We start from the raw sequence: 17,613 nt of genomic DNA on the forward strand, positions 1-17,613 counted from the left end.
TTATTCCGGTACGGTCATGATCTCCACCAACGCCCGAAGTGCATTAGATATATGTTCACCGTGAGCATATACAAATCCTACTTCCAGACGAGAATACGGATCAGGCAGTGATACAATGTCTACCTCACCTCTGGCTGCTGCTTGAGCCACCGAAGAACGGGGCAGCAAGGACACGCCTAAACCGGCAGTAACACCATCGATAATCGTGCCCAATGTTCCATATTCCATGACATTTAATGAACGCACCCCTTGGGTTTTCAAAAATTCCTCCGCCTGAGTTCGATGCGTGCATCCAACCTCAAAAAATAACATCGGTCTGCTGAACAACACAGACATGTCATGTTCACCCGGTTTAACAATCAGCACCAGCTCATCATCGTACATTTTCATATAATTCAATTTGGCATGATCAACCGGTCCGTACACCAGAGCACCATGTAATTCATGCTCGATAACCTTCTGGTTCAGTTCGTGCGTCCCCCCTGTGACAAGGGAATACTGTACCTTCGGATAACTGGCGCAATACTCCGCCATTAGTGGCGTCAGGAAACGGGAGGCTGCGGTCTCGATTGAGCCTATACGAAGATTGCCAGCTGGTGGACTTCCATCCTGTGCAGCCTGCTCTGCTTCAGATAATAATTCCAATATCCTGTCTGCATATCCTAGCAGATTCTCCCCTGCCGGAGTGAGTAACATCCCCCGATTGGAGCGATGAAACAGAGGCACCTGCAACCGGGCTTCCAGTTGTTTGATTCGTGTGGTTACGTTGGACTGCACATAATTAAGTGCAGTTGCAGCTTTGCTGATACTGCCTTCGCGGGCAACCGCCTGAAATATTTTCAAATCACCAGCATCCAAAATCTTCACCTGCTTATTCGTTATATGAAAGCTTTATGACCTATTGAGATCTCGTACATCAAGCTAAATGCTCTTCCATTCTTCACGTATTCTTATCTATCATTTTTCATGATACTGACCTTCATTTTTGTTTATTTTACGTTTTTCCCTCTCACCTGTACAATGACTCGGTAATACGTAGTCTATCTATTTCACAAGAACACTACGGTGACAACTTAACCTATATTATACAGGGAGGTAACATCCATGAACGTATCCAAAACGATGAACGCCATCATACACTCCGGTCATAGCGGCCTTGAAGGTCTTCAATATTCAACCTGTACGGTGCCTGGTGCAGAACAAGGCCACGTTGTTATAGAGCTTCGCGCCGCCGGGCTTAATCATCGTGATCTCTTCATTATGTCAGATCGAACGTCTCAAGACACTTCTCTCATTCCCGGATCGGACGGCGCAGGCATTGTGGTAGAGATTGGGGAAGGTGTGCAGCATATTTCCGTAGGTGACGAGGTAATTATCCATCCTACGCTCGGCTGGGAACATACCGCAGATGTGCCAGTGGTTCCGGGCATTGTTGGCGGTCCTTCGGATGGAACGCTCGCACAATATATCGCACTGCCTGCAAGCAATGTGCTGCCCAAGCCCACTCATCTCTCCTGGATCGAAGCTGGTGTGTTATCACTGTCCGCGCTAACGGCTTATCGTGCGCTGTTCACTCGTGGCGGGCTGAGAGCAGGCGAACATCTTCTCATTCCTGGCATCGGAGGTGGCGTCGCAACATATGCCCTGCTTATGGCTTTAGCTGCAGGAACGAAGGTCACCGTCACATCCAGAAGTGAGGTTAAACGAGCTGAGGCGTTACGTCTCGGGGCATATCAAGCTTTGGACAGTCACGCCGATTGGAAGAGTACGATGAATAGTGACGAGCCTGTAGATATCATTCTGGACAGCATTGGACAAGTGATGTTTCCCAAATACGAGGAAATTATCAGGCCCGGAGGGCGAATTGTGATGTTTGGCGCAAGCTCAGGCGATGACCTGCATCTGCCGATTCGTTCGATCTTTTTTCCGCAAATCAGCTTGATTGGCACTTCGATGGGCAGCCGTGAAGAGTTTGTGCAGATGCTGGAATGGGTAGATAAACATAAGATTCATCCCGTGGTAGACAGCATCTATCCATTGCGAGATACGGTAAAGGCATTTGAGCGTATGAAAGATGGCGAACAGTTCGGCAATATTGCTATTACGATAGAATAAACAACGACCTTTTTACCATGAACTTTCCCCTTATCAATGATAGACTAATGCTTAGGCATGGTATCAGATAGGGGGATTTGTTTTTGACTCGTTTTCTTAAACGTCACATGAAACGCGCTATCATTGTGCTGATTGTATTTTTTCTTGCTGCTCAGATCCCTGTGGTAAAGGAATTGCTGGCTAGAGGAGCTACAACTTTATACGTAGCTGTCAAATATCCAGATCAAACGATCACATTTGAACACTTTGAATATGAGCCGCACTTTGGGGACTATATCATCACTTATAGGGCGTCAAAAGGTGCTGGGCCAGATCTCACATTAGCACCAAAAATGCTACCCATTTTCGTAAAATATGATCCGTGGGATGAGCCTATGTCAGACTAAACAGGCTTGCATCACCTAAATCGTTCAAAACATTTCATTATTCAGGAGGTACAGTAATGTCCAGTCACGAACATCTCGTCTTATTCGTTCGCAAAGTTATGAACGCGGAAGGAACTGAGCAAGAGTTGGATGATATGTTGACAGAAGTGCAGAAGGCTCTTCCTTATGCGGAGGTCAGTAATTTGATTTTCTGGAATGAACGTGAGTTAACTGCGGAGCAGATTGTGGAGGAGGCCCTTCAATCCCGCCCCAATCTTGAACTTATTCAGGAGGTAAATAATATACATGTCTAATGAAGAAAAGGATTATGCAATTGGGACTCTTGATTTCGCCTCAGCCACTTCAGAGGAAAAACAGGAAACGCTCCGTCAGATCATCGAACTACATGATGCAGATTCAACTCAGCAAGTCCTTGCGCTTGGTATGAACACACAGGAGCACGATTTGGTACGTATTGAAGCTTGGCGAGCCCTCAGTATGGCGGAAACTTCTCCACTTCTGAACAAAATTCTTGAAGCAGCAGCACAACTTGTACGTAACTCGGAAGAAGACGAGGATGTGCAAATTTATGCTTTACAGGCGCTAAGCCTGCTCCCCGTTACCGAAGCTGAAATCCAGCTGGCTCAGGATGTGATTGAATCGGATGCCTACATACTGGTGCAGAGTGCCGCTTTCGCTACTATAAAAGCACACAAAGAACTCCCCCGAGCTGTACTGGCACTAGAATCACTCCAAACGCATCCCGAGTTCGGGACTTCGGCAGCACGGGAACTTCAATCTCTCTAGGGACGTGATACTCAATGAGCTCAAACGACAAACCACAGTCACCAGAACAAGCTGGTGAATATTTAACAGAGGAAACAACTCAGGCGGTGCATCTTACTCAAGGTGAGCTTCATGCTATCCAGAAGGCACTGCTTTTTCTCAAATTTGAATGCGAAGAGACCGCCTCTTTGTTGTACGCGGGCAGTCCTTTATTAAATAGTGCTCTTAGCAAGCTGAGAGAAGCAGACATTCACGGCGAATTTTCCAAGGAATTTCACTCTCGCTCTAATCCTCATGCAGAAATATTTATGCGTGAAAAGCTGGCGCGTTCCTATGCCGAAGAGCATGTTCCGCATGAACGGACAGAAGCACAGCTGAATGAAATTTGGCAGAGTTGCATGTTCCCTTTTCCCGCAGACCTATACAAACAAGACTCTGATCCCCAATAATCAAATCTCTTCCCTTGCGGAGGGGGATCCTGGGTTAAGGTTTTCCGTGAATCGTTTCCTTATTGATTTTTTTGCAGGATCATACATACGCTGGCTCTCACGTATTCTCGAATAACTTATGATGTATAGTTTAAATTCTTTCATTTCGGTCAACTATTGAAGCAAATTACAGGTATAATGTAGAAAAGTTGGATGATCCATTACATACAGGAGGAGAATTATGGAAACGGAAGGTTTACGTGGTGTCGAGCAGCTTGCTCTCAAGAAACATAAGATCTACAAACAGAGCCTGATTCGATATCTGGCGCGTTCCATGCTAGCGAGCATGTTCATTGGCTTCGGCGTAATTGTAGCATTTAAGACAGGTAATTTCTTCTACATGGAAGATTCCCCGTTTACATACCCTATGGCAGCCATTACGTTCGGTGCGGCCATTATTCTGATTGCCTATGGCGGCGGTGACCTGTTTACAGGTAATACGTTCTATTACACCTATGCGGCATTACGCAAAAAGCTGCGCTGGTTTGAAGTGGTTAAGCTGTGGATTGCGAGCTACAGTGGAAACTTGATGGGCGCGGCGGTATTTGCCCTGCTGATCTATCTGACGGGGCTGTTCGATTCGGCACAGGTAAACGGTTTTCTGCTGAGTGTGGTCGAGCACAAAATGGAAGCTCCAGCGATGCAACTCTTTTTCCGCGGCATTCTCTGTAACTGGCTCGTGTGCCTGGCGTTCTTCGTTCCGATGTTTATGAAGGAGAATGGTGCCAAAATGTTTGCCATGATGCTCTTTGTGTTCTGCTTTTTCATCTCGGGATACGAGCACAGCATTGCGAATATGTGTACGTTTGCCATCGCGCTTGTATTAAATCACCCGGGCACGATCTCCTTTGGCGGCGTAATTCACAACCTCGTACCGGTGACGCTGGGCAATCTGGTGGGCGGCGTGCTGCTGATGGGATTTATGTATCATGCGGTCAACAAACCATTCCTGGACGATGAAGAGACACATTAATTTTCGAAAAAAATCCCCCCTTCCTGCCCAGTCTAACGACAGAGGCCCACGGTAAGTGGGACCCCACCCCCGGTTGCATCTCTCCTATTCTGGAGATACCACCGGGGGTTTACTTTACTTGTTGTCAATCCGGAGATAAAGGCGGCGCTCCAGGTTGTTCTATCATCGAAGTTTCCTGTACAACCTTCTTCATCGCCTATTGATATAACAGATGGTTCACCCTGAATTAAGCCCCTGCTCGCTTCATCTCCAGATGCAGCAACGGAAAAGGATTGCCCGAGCTGTCCAGTTCAGATCGTCCGGTCTGCACAAAACCCAGCTTTTTATAAAACCGCGCTGCATCCTCATTCTGCTCATTCACATCTACTCTAAGCTCTGTGCCTTTGATTTTCATCGTTTGATGGATCAGAAATCGCCCGACGCCTTGTCCCTGAAAATGCTCGTCCACAAACAACATCTCGATAAAGCTATGATCCAAACCAATGAAGCCAATCGGCTCCTGCTCGATATCCAGTACTTCCCATACCTCGACTTGCTTGGATTCCAAAGCTTCACTGACCATCTTTTTATAAAATAAAATGTGATGCTCTTCCAGAAATGTATGCGTCGCTCGAACAGCACGCTCCCAGATCGCGACCAACTTCGCGTGATCCTGATCCCGATAAGGTATCATTAACATGTTCAATTCACTCTCCTTTGTCAGTAAACATGGTGTGGGTGCAAACTCCTGATCCGTTCCAATGCTGAGCAGGTTACACCTGATAATCCTGTGTATATCTTAACATGTGCAGCTTCCACAGGCATCAACGTACCAACGTCAGTATATGGTTGGCTAATCCTCTAATCATGCCGTCTGGCTCATACAACTCAACGTTATCCTCAAGAGGCCGTCCCTAATGAGACGGCCTCTGCTTCCTCTACATGATCGTTATTATTCTACATGATCGTTAGTGCTGCAACTGTGCGAGAATCTGTGGGTCTTTGATTTTCTTATCCTCAGCAAGCAGTGCAATCTTGGACAGAATCTCGGCGGTTCTTGGATCCTCATCCAGGAACGGCAGGAAAATCCGTCCCCGATGCTGGCTATGCACGGGCACAATATACAGCGCACCAGCGGCCTGCTTGAAGACATTACCGCTTCCCAAATGAACGGCATATTCACCCAGTTCACCATCAATTCGTGCGTAATTCCCATCCAGCCGCACATTATCGATTTTGAGTAAACGCAGTGACTCCTTCACAATAACATGTCGCATCTCTATGGTTGTAAGACTTGCCTCTGGGTCAACTCCGCCAACGTGGGCAATGCTAACCACCAGATCAACATCGCGCATGACTTCGGAGAAGAACACTTCCGGTACATCCTTCAACTCCACTGGTTTATAGGTACGACGATCATAGAATTGAACCGTCTCCAGCGTAGGTGCTTCGGTATCCGCCGGAGAGAACCAGTCAGCCATCGCATACAGATTGGCTATTAAGTTATGTTCATAACTCACCTTTTGCAGTCCCTCTTCATAACTTACCGTCCACTGACGGCCTTTCAGCAAGCTTACCGTTTTATTCGGTTGAATCTGATAGCCTGCGTAACGGCGTGATACCGTACCTTGAGCAAGCTCATCCTCATTAGGCAGATACAGTTCACGGAAAACCTGCTTGAACGGCTGACGCTCCTGACGATTGAACAGATCCCGCTGGAATTCGCTCCACTTGCCGCTCTGATACAGATGCAGCGGGTGTGCAATCAACAGCTGATCCTCTTCCTTCAAGGCGTAAATAACTTCTTCAGCTCCCGGAGCAATAAGTCCACCGGATGCGGCATCGAATCTTCCCAACGGTTCACCCGATTTGAAAATCAATGTTTTCAACAACGGACGGATAACCGGATTGTTCATCAGACTAGCAATCTCCTGACGTGTGAAGGCCGTGCCTGCGATCATGGAGCGCTCCAATTCCTGTCTAGCCCGTCGATACTGATCCACAAGATCGGATTTCAACTCTTTCAACTCTGCAATGTATCCGTCCTTTTTGAGACGAGCTGGTACAGATTTCAGCACTTTGCCTTTGCTGACAATAACCAGATCGGACTGCCCCTCCTCATCAATCACAAGGTGAGCCGTCGTATCTTCATCCAGTGCACGTGGTTCGAAATAGGATTTCACCTCATCCAGCTTGCGCGCCTCCATGTCCCACATCAGACGTGTTACATCGGCATACCCTGCGTTCCGTGCGAGATTACCCAGTGCAATCTGGGATGCCAGTCCTTCACTAGCACGTCGCTGCGCTCCAAACTGCTTGCTCTGAAGCTGGAACTTCTGGATAAAGTCATACCGTTCTCTTACATCCTGATCCCGTTCCTCTGCCAGCGGAATCAGACTGTAGGTCAATAAATGATCCTTGTTACGCTTGTCTGCAACCGAATCATACATTTCCTTCAGACTGAGTTTGCCAAGTGCCGCATCAGCAAACAATTGTGATCTTCGATGATTGGCTCCACCAGAGATGTACTTGGCACAATCGTACAGCAGGTTGAATCGTTCTTCTCCAACCGCATCATAAGCCTCCTCGAACCAAGCGATATCGAAGGCTCCATCATTAAAGTCCTGCGGTGTAATTGGGGAGTAGTGCGCAACAATAGTTTCTTTCTCTGCACTGAACTGTTCATTGATATGTGCATGGAAGTACCACGCAGCACTACGAAGCCCTTCCCAGCCCAGATGCTTCGCCACAAGTTCCATCCATTGCGGCGCATACATAGCGGCCTCCAAAAGCTTTTTCTCCTTGACCGGATACTTCTGGAGCAACTCTGCCAGCAGCTGTTCATCCTCCCCGGCCCGAGGATGACAATGCTTAATTAGATAGCTAAACGTTTCTTTACGGGTCGTGTTGCCTTCGCCATAGCTATAGATATAACCTCGCACAAAAGTATCCTGATCCATGGCAGAGACCAGATGTACCCAATGTTCCATGCCCTCAATGCGTTCCAGCTTCATGGATAGCGTACTAACTTCGGTGGACAATTCTCCCCGGGTCAGCTCAATATCCAGAATGCGATTGACCGCTGTATCCCGCAGATGGATCAACTTCGGATCATCCTTAATTCGCTCTGTGCGGGCTGAGGTCATGTCACGGATAAACAGATAACGATATTGTCCAGCCATCAACTGGTAGTAGATCTCCTGATCATTAATCAGCTCTAATTGATAAGCTCGCAGGAAATCATCGAGTGACAGAAGGGACAACGGATGGTAAGGCTCTACCAGATGAGAGAATTGATATGCAGTCTGGAAGTATCGCTTGAAGCTCTCATTGTCATACACCGCATTCAGGACAACATATTTCCACGGATCTGTCAGAATCTGAAGCATACCCGTTTCCTTCTCCAGCTGCTCTGCTGGCATACTTAAAATAATCGAAGCCCATGCTTTCTCTGCAACCTCAAAGATTTCAGCCGAATCACAATCCAAGAAAGCAGCCGAGATCAAGGCATGAACCTGATCCTTATAAGGAAGGGCCTGCATCATCTCATGCAGCTTCACCATGTCCTTCAACGGATAGGTCTGTTCGGCAAATGTTTTGCGCCATCCCTCCAGTAACGGAATCTTTCTTAATTCATCATATTCGTACTGCTCTCGATAAAAAGAGTAATGTTCGTCCAGTTTGCCGTTCAGCTTGCCTAATTGCAGTTCAACATACAGCTGCATCAGTTCAACGCCGCTAAGTCCGCTCTGCTCGAAATATTGCTTCCATACTTCATCCAGTGGAAATTGATCCAGCTGTTTCATGTTTGACCGCTCTCCATAAGGAACTTTGGAACGAAGGCTTGTTCCCACAAGCAGCGTATCTTTGTAACCTGCATAATACTCCACCACATACTCATGATCCCTGTGCTCATGAACCAGTTCATTCAATCCTTGCAGAAAAGCACTGATTTTATCCAGAGTTAACTGGAATATATCCTTTGGCTTGTTCCCGGCAAGGTCACGTTCCTCATCCAATAGCGGCTGCCGTTGATTCGGGTCAAATAAACCATAACCATTGGAGGCTGTGTAACGGCTTCCTTCATCCAACAGTTTGTCGAGCAGCTTCTGTTCCTTGGCTGTAGGCTTCTCCAGTTCTTCTGCGAATGGCTTGAGCTGTTCCAGCTGCCCTGCCCGTTCTGCATCCGTTTTGATCTCCGTTAACAGTTCAAGCGCACCCAGACGCTGTAGCTCACTCTTCGACTTCAGCAAACGCTGAACCGAATCCTTCAATCTCTCAACAGGTTGCAACAACAAGACTTGAATCACCTTTTGCCGGAGCGAACCCGTTTTGAGTTTCAGTAGTACTTCCATCTGTTGCAGCTCATCTGCGGTTAACGTCAACTTCTTCACTTTTTGCAGAGCACTTTCACGGTTACTCATGCTTTTGTCCGATAAACTTTCAAACACAAACTGACGCTGTACCTCATGATCCGGCTCTTGCACAAACTGGGACAACAGCTCCCCGCGCAGCTCCGGGCTTAATCGATCCTTGAGAGCAATGATTTCAGCAATCCATTCGGCATCCATATCATAAGCGGCCAAATACAACATTTTTTTGATGACGTCATCACCGTCGATCCGATAATTCACAAAATCCAGCACCCCTGAAGGCCCGCCTGACCCGCCCTTGGGAATGGAATCCAACATTCGTTTAAATTGATCAAAGTCATGACGGCGTGCCTGTTTATCTTCAAGCACATCCCAGCGAGGCACATAGACACTACGTTGGTGCTCTCCCTCTTCAAAGCTCCAATTATGTGAATATGCCGCCGTATAATTTTGCACAACCCAGTGCATCAGTTCCGGATGTTGCACCTCCAGATGATTACGCGCCATAGCAAGACGAAGCCCCAGATACTGACTGTTAGCCAGAACGTACTGGGCTACGATCTGCTGATACAACTCACCTTGATCCATAATCTCTACAATCTTATGCTGAAGATCGTTTTCTTCAATGACTGCTGTGGCCCACAGGCTGATGTAGAGTTTATTGGCATTCTTCTCCTGTTGCCACGCCTCACGAACATCCTCATTCACGAGAGCCTCATAGGTCTGTTCAATTAATTGTGTCGCCACACGCTGGTTGGCCGCTTCAATCCCGATCCCTGTCCATACCCCCAAGGCTCTTACAACCGAACTGAACCGAATCAGATTGTTGTCCAGGATAATTTTTAATATGTAAATATACGCTTCAAGCGTGCCTTCGTCCATTCGTTCCACAATGCTCTGGCGAAGCCCTTCCTGCAATCTTGCTGCAATTAGTAGCTCACCAATCATCTGATACGCATCCGCCTGTTCACTCATAAAAATGCCTTTAATCATCTCGTTTCTCAGTAACGCAGCCTGATTATCCCCATAGATAATATCGTGCAGCGCCTGCTTGACTTCAACGTTCGAATGATCCAGTTCATAGGCAATACAGTCCGGCAGTACCGAGCGGAATTCATGCTGGTTAAGCATGTTTGGCTCACGAACGGTCAGATACTCCATCAAACTGAATCCTCTAGCCTCCATCCGGAATAATCCGAGCAGTTTGCGCAGCACATGAACGACATGTTGTCTTGGATCGGATGTCCGGAAAGGTCTGCGTTCATAGCTTGTACTATATGGATACAGCGTCGCACCTTCAGCGATATAACGGAATCTGGCAACAAACCCTTCAGAGGTCAGGTGCTCAAGCACCTCAAGGATCGGCCGGAATAATGGCTGTTGCGTCTCCAACGCAAGGCTGATAAGCTGTCTTTCTATATTAAAATAGTCCCCTTCATCCCCACGCAAGTAAGTTGACTCCGCCAATGTTACCATGTATCTCGCTATTTCCAGCTTAGGGCCTGTAAGCGTACCTGCTCTCTCCTGCAATCCCTCAATGTACGCTTGTACCTGATCTTCCTGATTCATCCTGTTCTCCTCCTCATCATCCTGCTTCTTCCTACCACAGACGTCCAGCTAACATTGTGAAGCGGATAAATGTCGCATGAGCTCCGTCCTCAATGCTTATCACATCATCCAGATCTGCCAGCTCTTCATCATTCAGAAATACTTTGTACAGCCCGTCTTCATAGGCAAGTATCGCAGCTTCCTTCGCCTCCCTCAGATCGGGAATGCCCTCGCCGCGCACCGTTCCAAAACCCACTTTTCCCGCAGCCCTCTGCGCGTCGATATCTTCAGGCATAAGATAAACAAGCATCGCCGCTTCATCTTTCCTCTCTCGAAAAGCTTGCACCTGCTGTTCGACCATACTCTCGATAAGCAGCCGAAGTGTGCGGGTTGTTTCCGGAAGTTCCGCCGCTTGTTTGGCGAGAGCCGGTTTACGTCTGCCCAAACTTTTCACTGTAATCCATACCTTCAAAGCATCGCCCCTCCTTTTATTTACTTTATTCACAGCTTCTTTCATAGCTTCTTTCATAGCTTCGCCCACAAAAAAAACCAATTTATTACAAATGACTAAATCCCATTCAATCAAGAGTAAATACCCCAAAGCGATAGATTGCAAAACAAAACAAATACGTACATATGTACCCCTAATGAATATCATAACTAAATTGCTCGTCTCTTTCATGGGCCAATATTCATGTTTCCATCGAACCACCGAACTAGGGCGTGACTTGAAACCCCCTAAAGTCCATTTGCACATAAACGCAAAAAGCCGCTCCATCCCACGATACACCATGAGATGTGCAGCTATTCCATGTTTGAATAGTACGTAAATATATTGTATTAGACCAGTCGCAAAGGCCGAATCGTTACAGCCGCTGTTTTGAATCCAGGCATTCGGCAGAAGGGGTCCAGATCAGGCCTTGTTGCCCGGTTCACATTCTGGATTCCCCCCCAGTGCATAGGTACAAATAGCGTATCCTCACGGATGGATGCCCTGATTCGCGAACGGACAGTAAAACTGCCATAGGCCGACTGAACCTCTATCCACTCACCGTCACGAATACGATGACGAGCTGCCGTTGACGGGTGAAGCTCAACGAAGTTCTCTAACTCCCGCGCCGCCAGCGCCGGACTTCTACGCGTCTGCACACCGGTTAGATAATGAGGAAGAATCCGGCCATTGGTTAGAATCAGGGGAAAAGCGTCCGAGACATCATCCCAGCCCTGACTTGACCCCAAAGTAAACGTAGCCTTACCGTCAGCATGAGCAAATCGATCGTGGAACAACATGCCTTCGCCCTGATCATCCACGGAAGGACAAGGCCAGTATACCCCTTGTTCCTTACGCAGACGTTCATACGTGATTCCGTAATAATCTGCTACCCCGCCGCGACTTGCGATCCGCAATTCGTCGAATATATCTTCAGCCTTCATATATTGAAACAACAAACCTTTGCCCAGTTTCTCAGCAATCCGGCACAAAATGTCCCAATCATCTAATGCTTCTCCCGGTGCAGCCCTTCCTTTTTCTCGCAGAAGCACACGTCCCTCCAGATTGGTGAGTGTGCCTTCATTCTCCATATATGCTGTGACTGGCAGCACAAGATCCGCCATTCTGGCCGTTTCGGACAGAAACATATCGGCTACGACCAGAAAATCAAGCTTGCGCAGCCCCTCCTCCACCAAACGTACATTTGGATTCGAAACGACCGGATTAGAGCCCATCACGAGCAATGCGCGAATCTCCTGTTCATGGATTCGTTCCATCATCTCATAAGCCGATACACCTTTACCTGGCAAAAGAACGGGGTCTATCCCCCAGACCGATGCTACATATGCACGATCTTCCCCATTTTCAATGGAACGATAACCTGGAAGCTGATCTGCCTTTTGCCCGTGTTCTCGTCCACCTTGCCCGTTTCCCTGCCCGGTAATGGCACCATACCCACAGCCTGTTCTTCCGATTTTGCCAGTCGCGAGCACCAGATTCAGAAAATGCCGAACAGCCATATGTCCATCCGTCTGCTGCTCCACCCCGCGTGCCGTCATAATCATGCCTGATTGCGCTTTACCATAAGCCATCGCTGCCTGACGGATCAAGTCCAGTTCAACTCCGCATGCTTCCGCGGCCTGTTCAAGCACAAGAGCTTGCAACTCTTGCACAAGCTGCTCGTATCCGGTTGTCCGTGCCTGAATAAAACGGGGATCTGCCAATCCGGCATCCATAATGATCTTCAGCATCGCATCAGCCAGAATTGAATCCATGCCGGGTTTTACCTGGAGGTGAAGATCAGCAATGGCTGCCGTTGCTGTCTTACGGGGATCAATCACAATAATAAACGCTCCATTTTCCTTCGCTTCATTAAAATAAGGCAACAGCGTTGGCTGGCACTCCGCTATATTGGTGCCTGCCAGAATGATACATCCGGCTTGGGGAATATCCGAGAGCGGAAACGTTAAGCCCCGATCCATTCCGAAAACTTTGCTGCCCGCAGAAGCTGCTGCTGACATGCAGAAGCGGCCGTTATAATCGATGTATTTGCTACCGAGTGCCACTCGTGTAAATTTCCCAAGCAGATACGCGGTTTCATTGGTCAACGAGCCGCCGCCATACACTCCTACGGTATCTGGCCCATAAGTAGATTGAAGCTGCTGAAAACGATCAACAATGGTCATAATCGCTTCTTCCCATGAGCAAGGCTGCAGTTCCCCCTGACGGCGAATGAGCGGATACATCAAACGTTCGGAACTGAATACTTGCTGGTGAGCATTCATGCCCTTTACGCAGAGGCGACCCTGCGAAGCTTTATTGGGCACGCCCTGAACCGTATACTCCGCCACGCTCTGACCTGCAACGGGAGCAGCAAGCTCTTCTACGGACATCTTGCATTGCACGCTGCAATAAGGACATTGGGTCTCTTTTACATATAACTTAGACGTAACTTGTTCCCTATCTACCGCTTCCATCATCAGTCACTCCTTCCTCTCCGGGTTATTCCTTAAGTTCACACTCTCGCCTGGGCAATGGGCACTTCGGAAAGCGGCTCTGTTCCAAGCTCAGCATCAGTTCCGCGCTCCTGCGTGCGATTAAATATAAGTTCCTGCTGTAATTGCGTATCCAAAAGCGTTTCCCGAATCGACATGATCCCGAGTCGTTCCGTCCACGCCCATAACGGTTCGTCAAACCAGGCCGATTGCCGATACCACTGAAGACAGGCCGATGCGAGATTTACCGCTTGCTGCTCCGATTCAGCAGTTCCGAGTAGAGAGCCCTCTTTCACCGGATGTCCGGCATGACCTCCTACATAAATCTCCCATCCGGCTGGAGAAACCTGCAGACCTATATCGGCGACCAGTACACTCACTGGGGATCGGAAACGCGAAGCAATAGCCATGTTCACTTCGGAAGGCATCGCTGCAGTTTCCCAACGGGTACGCAACCGAGTCTCCAAATCACTTACGGTAATACTGGAAGCCGATGGAGATAGGCTTTGCCCCGAATAAATGTGAATCCCCTGATACTGATGCTGTTCTGTAGAGGACAGCATCAATCCTGAAACATAAACATAATAGCGAATTGCAGGAAGGCATACCGGGCACCCGTGTTTCGAATGCCAGTGCAGCTGCTTCAACAGTGCACTGAATTGTTCCCCTTCTAATGGAGCGAATGCAGGTCTAAAGTTCGGAACGCCCGCTCCTTTGGAACTTGTCTTCAGCATAACGTTCACCTGGTGCTTCAACTCTTCATGACTCATTTCCGTGCAGTGACATACAGGCAGGATAGTATCTTTCTTCTCCGTACCGCCTGATTCTGTACTTGTTCCTGTAGCTTCATCAAGCTCTACACGTTTCGCGTGTTTCAGAAGTGCTGACACCATGGGTTTGCAACCGCCGCATGAACCTGAAGCTTTCGTGTGCTGTTTCACTTGTTCCTCAGTCTCCAGACCTTGCTCCTGAATGGCTTTCAAGATTGCTGCTTTGCTTACATTGTTGCAGGCACAGACTGTCTCCTGGCTCGGAAGCGCAGCAGCAGCCGTCTCTGCTGGATCTGGTGCTCCATCCTTGGGGGCAAGTTCACCCACATCCGCTCCACGCTGCACCAAACCAAGCAAGGCTGTGCCCTCGACCGTGTTGCCAAACAAAATGGCACCTCTAACCTTGCCAGCTTGCATCAGCACTTTTTTGTACGTGCCCTGAATACCATCCAAGTGCTGAATCGCCGTTTGCATTCGTTCACCGCTGATCTCTCCAGCCGAGAAGACATCCACTCCCGACACTTTCAGCTGTGAATACGGAACAGAACCTGTATACCCCGGTACCTCATGTCCGCATAATGTACGCGCCAGTACCTTGCCCTGCTCATACAGGGGGGCTACCAGACCATAACTGATGCCCCGATGCTCTGCACATTCTCCAACAGCATATACATCCGGCACGCTGGTACGCATATAATCATCGACCACAACAGCACGGTGTGTGGCAATGCCACTTCTCCTGGCCAGATCTACATTCGGGCGAATCCCGACAGCGACAATGACCACCTGCGCTTCAAGCTTCGATCCATCTGTGAACAGCAGTCCCTGCGCATGTGAACGTCCAGTAATCTTCTGTGTATTTTTATTCAAAAGAAAGGACATGCCCTGATTTTCAAGCTCACGCTGAAGCATCGATGCAGCCTCATAATCGAGTTGTCGATTCATAATATAAGGCGCATTATGAACCACCACCGCTTCCATACCCAGATGCAGCAGTCCACGTGCTGCCTCCAGCCCAAGCAATCCACCGCCGATGACGGCCGCCTTGCGGTACGCTTTGGAGTAACCTGCCATGCGGGTGCAATCGTCGATTGTTCGGAAGGACATGACACGTTCCTTATCGATTCCCGGAATTGGTGGAATAAACGGAGAAGAACCTGTCGCGAGAATCAATATGTCGTATGTTTCCTTTTTGCCAGATTCCGTCTCGATACACTTGATACGAGGATCGATCCGATGTACAGTCTCTCCTGTGCACAACCGGATGTCACGCTCTGCATACCAAGCCCAGTCATTGATGATGATGTCCTGTATGGAATGCTCACCCTGAAGTACTTTGGATAACATAATGCGATTGTAGTTAGGCCGGGGTTCAGTCCCGTAGATGACAATCTCATACGTATCCGGCTCCAGATTCATAATCTCTTCTACACATTTCACTCCAGCCATGCCATTGCCGATAACCACCAGTTTCTTTCTACTCATGGGCCGCCCCCTATCCCTTTCACATCTGCAAACTAAACAGAATCGCCTCTCCCTGATTTAAATCACAATAACCCCATTTCTGAGTGAAAACACAACAACCCCTTTTCCATTGAGGGAAAAGGGGCACCATTGCCTCCGAGCTCTACACGCCATTGTGCAGATTCTTATTAAATTCAGATTAATTGAATTTAAAATATATGTCAACTAAATTGACATAAAATCTCGATAATCAGGATGAAAAATAATTATTTCAAAATTTAATGTTATTTTTGTTGACATTACCCTTTCCCCTTTTTATAATTTGAATCAAAATCACAGCGATGTGATCATCTCAGAAGCGGGAACACAAAGACGTGTACCGCCTGTCGGCAACGGGGCCGCAAATCGTTCTAATTCAGGACGACTTGCGGCCTTTTTCTGCCCGAACGAAAACATAGAGACCTAACAAAGAACCTACTTGAATGAGGAGCGATGAGGAATGGTAGAGAGCAAAAGTTTTTGGAAAAGTGGGCATAAGCCTACGCTGTTCGGGGCATTTATGTATTTTGACATTAGTTTTATGATCTGGGGTATGCTCGGTCCGCTCGCTGTTATTATTGCTATGGATTATCCGATGACCCCATTGGAAAAAGCAAATTTGGTTGCCCTGCCCATTCTCGGGGGTTCCATCCTGCGGCTGGTGCTTGGCTTCATGTCCGATTATATGGGTCCCAAATTAACCGCTCAGATCGGTATGATATTCACCCTCATTCCATTGTTGCTAGGCTGGCTATGGGTGGATTCACTCAGCCAACTGTATGTTGTAGCACTTTTACTCGGCGTAGCAGGCGCTTCATTCGCAGCTGCACTGCCGCTTGCAGGCCAGTGGTATCCTAAAGAACATCAGGGACTCGCCATGGGTATAGCCGGAGCAGGTAATAGCGGAACGGTGCTCGCTACATTGTTCGCCAACCGTCTTGCCACTCATTTTGGCAGTTGGGAAGTTGTTTTTGGACTCGCGATCATCCCGATTGTTATCGTCTTTATCCTCTTTTCGATCTTCGCCAAGAACAGTCCGAATCGTCCGGAACCCAAAAAGCTATCCCAATACGGTACTTTGCTTAAACAAAAAGATGCCTGGGTCTTCTGTGCCTTCTATTGTGTCACCTTTGGCGGTTTCGTTGGACTTTGTAATTATCTGACTATTTTCTTTAATACCCAATATGGCCTTTCTGCGGTTCATGCCGCTGACATTACAACGTTTTGTGTGATTGCAGGCAGTTTCTTCCGGCCTGTAGGCGGTTTTCTGGCTGATAAAATCGGTGGAACCCGGATGCTGACCTTCCTGTACTCTGGAGCATGTATCATGCTTCTCGGTGTATCTTTCCTGCCCCCGCTTCCCGTCGTCATTGCTATGCTGTTTCTTGGCATGATGTGCCTTGGTGCTGGAAACGGTTCTGTATTCCAGCTGGTTCCACAACGTTTCGGTAACGAGATCGGTCTAATGACAGGTATCGTCGGTGCTGCCGGGGGTTTGGGTGGTTACGCGTTGCCACTCATTCTGGGACAACTGTATAGCACGTATCAGTCTTACACGCCTGGCTTTGTTATTCTTAGTCTCATCGCTGCTGTATCCATGTGCCTTGTTCTCTTCATGCAATCCCGCTGGCGGGTAAGCTGGCTGAGCCGAAGTGGCAAGGGGATTGCTGATTCAACGACACTAACGTCCTGATCCCATACCTACACATGCAAACAGCGCTGCCAATA

At 48.1% G+C, this 17,613-nt stretch carries 13 protein-coding genes; 7 read left to right on the forward strand and 6 right to left on the reverse strand.

Annotation, left to right across the window (positions count from 1 at the left end):
* On the reverse strand, window positions 1-858 hold the full coding sequence (locus ACUTVW_RS24385) for a LysR family transcriptional regulator (protein WP_445648151.1): 858 nt from the start codon (window positions 856-858) through the stop codon (window positions 1-3).
* A gap of 264 nt (window positions 859-1,122) precedes the next feature.
* On the opposite strand from ACUTVW_RS24385, the gene ACUTVW_RS24390 reads away from it, so the two are divergent.
* The 6 genes from ACUTVW_RS24390 to ACUTVW_RS24415 all read left to right on the forward strand — a co-directional run bounded on the left by ACUTVW_RS24390 (window position 1,123) and on the right by ACUTVW_RS24415 (window position 4,727).
* Window positions 1,123-2,115 (forward strand): zinc-binding dehydrogenase, encoded by a 993-nt coding sequence (locus ACUTVW_RS24390; protein ID WP_445648184.1) that lies wholly within the window; start codon window positions 1,123-1,125, stop codon window positions 2,113-2,115.
* A gap of 83 nt (window positions 2,116-2,198) precedes the next feature.
* Window positions 2,199-2,501: a hypothetical protein gene (locus tag ACUTVW_RS24395; RefSeq protein WP_445648152.1), complete on the forward strand. Its 303-nt coding sequence runs from the start codon at window positions 2,199-2,201 to the stop codon at window positions 2,499-2,501.
* A gap of 56 nt (window positions 2,502-2,557) precedes the next feature.
* On the forward strand, window positions 2,558-2,794 hold the full coding sequence (locus ACUTVW_RS24400; protein WP_445648153.1) for a bacteriocin immunity protein: 237 nt from the start codon (window positions 2,558-2,560) through the stop codon (window positions 2,792-2,794).
* On the forward strand, window positions 2,787-3,287 hold the full coding sequence (locus ACUTVW_RS24405) for a hypothetical protein (RefSeq protein WP_445648154.1): 501 nt from the start codon (window positions 2,787-2,789) through the stop codon (window positions 3,285-3,287). The genes ACUTVW_RS24400 and ACUTVW_RS24405 overlap by 8 nt, the downstream gene beginning before the upstream one ends.
* A 14-nt stretch (window positions 3,288-3,301) precedes the next feature.
* A complete protein-coding gene (locus ACUTVW_RS24410; RefSeq protein WP_445648155.1) occupies window positions 3,302-3,715 on the forward strand; it encodes a hypothetical protein in 414 nt (137 codons plus the stop codon).
* 220 nt (window positions 3,716-3,935) lie between these two features.
* On the forward strand, window positions 3,936-4,727 hold the full coding sequence (locus ACUTVW_RS24415) for a formate/nitrite transporter family protein (protein WP_445648156.1): 792 nt from the start codon (window positions 3,936-3,938) through the stop codon (window positions 4,725-4,727).
* Window positions 4,728-4,953: 226 nt separating this feature from the next.
* Here ACUTVW_RS24415 and ACUTVW_RS24420 read toward each other — a convergent pair whose 3' ends face one another.
* From ACUTVW_RS24420 to ACUTVW_RS24440, 5 genes are all read right to left on the reverse strand, one after another.
* The gene (locus ACUTVW_RS24420; protein WP_445648157.1) at window positions 4,954-5,412 is read right to left on the reverse strand and encodes a GNAT family N-acetyltransferase; all 459 of its coding nucleotides are present in this window, start codon (window positions 5,410-5,412) and stop codon (window positions 4,954-4,956) included.
* A gap of 262 nt (window positions 5,413-5,674) precedes the next feature.
* Window positions 5,675-10,648, reverse strand: coding sequence for a DUF4132 domain-containing protein (locus ACUTVW_RS24425; protein ID WP_445648158.1), 4,974 nt, complete (start codon window positions 10,646-10,648; stop codon window positions 5,675-5,677).
* A 31-nt stretch (window positions 10,649-10,679) separates the two neighbouring features.
* Window positions 10,680-11,099 carry a hypothetical protein gene (locus ACUTVW_RS24430; protein WP_445648159.1) on the reverse strand — a complete coding sequence of 140 codons (420 nt, stop codon included), beginning with the start codon at window positions 11,097-11,099 and terminating at the stop codon, window positions 10,680-10,682.
* Between the two features lie 368 nt (window positions 11,100-11,467).
* Window positions 11,468-13,597 (reverse strand): assimilatory nitrate reductase catalytic subunit NasC, encoded by a 2,130-nt coding sequence (gene nasC, locus ACUTVW_RS24435; protein WP_445648160.1) that lies wholly within the window; start codon window positions 13,595-13,597, stop codon window positions 11,468-11,470.
* Window positions 13,598-13,632: 35 nt separating this feature from the next.
* Window positions 13,633-15,867 carry an FAD-dependent oxidoreductase gene (locus ACUTVW_RS24440; protein ID WP_445648161.1) on the reverse strand — a complete coding sequence of 745 codons (2,235 nt, stop codon included), beginning with the start codon at window positions 15,865-15,867 and terminating at the stop codon, window positions 13,633-13,635.
* 478 nt (window positions 15,868-16,345) lie between these two features.
* On the opposite strand from ACUTVW_RS24440, the gene ACUTVW_RS24445 reads away from it, so the two are divergent.
* The gene (locus ACUTVW_RS24445) at window positions 16,346-17,578 is read left to right on the forward strand and encodes a nitrate/nitrite transporter (protein ID WP_445648162.1); all 1,233 of its coding nucleotides are present in this window, start codon (window positions 16,346-16,348) and stop codon (window positions 17,576-17,578) included.
* Window positions 17,579-17,613 lie beyond the last annotated feature (35 nt).

It is taken from the genome of Paenibacillus sp. TSA_86.1, from assembly GCF_052691815.1.

Bases quoted from the DNA above. Each gene is read 5' to 3' on its own strand.
- ACUTVW_RS24390 (WP_445648184.1), top strand. From the start codon at position 1,123: ATGAACGCCATCATACACTCCGGTCATAGCGGCCTTGAAGGTCTTCAA.
- ACUTVW_RS24400 (WP_445648153.1), top strand. From the start codon at position 2,558: ATGTCCAGTCACGAACATCTCGTCTTATTCGTTCGCAAAGTTATGAAC.
- ACUTVW_RS24405 (WP_445648154.1), top strand. From the start codon at position 2,787: ATGTCTAATGAAGAAAAGGATTATGCAATTGGGACTCTTGATTTCGCC.
- ACUTVW_RS24410 (WP_445648155.1), top strand. From the start codon at position 3,302: ATGAGCTCAAACGACAAACCACAGTCACCAGAACAAGCTGGTGAATAT.
- ACUTVW_RS24415 (WP_445648156.1), top strand. From the start codon at position 3,936: ATGGAAACGGAAGGTTTACGTGGTGTCGAGCAGCTTGCTCTCAAGAAA.
- ACUTVW_RS24425 (WP_445648158.1), bottom strand. From the start codon at position 10,648: ATGAATCAGGAAGATCAGGTACAAGCGTACATTGAGGGATTGCAGGAG.
- nasC (WP_445648160.1), bottom strand. From the start codon at position 13,597: ATGATGGAAGCGGTAGATAGGGAACAAGTTACGTCTAAGTTATATGTA.
- ACUTVW_RS24440 (WP_445648161.1), bottom strand. From the start codon at position 15,867: ATGAGTAGAAAGAAACTGGTGGTTATCGGCAATGGCATGGCTGGAGTG.
- ACUTVW_RS24445 (WP_445648162.1), top strand. From the start codon at position 16,346: ATGGTAGAGAGCAAAAGTTTTTGGAAAAGTGGGCATAAGCCTACGCTG.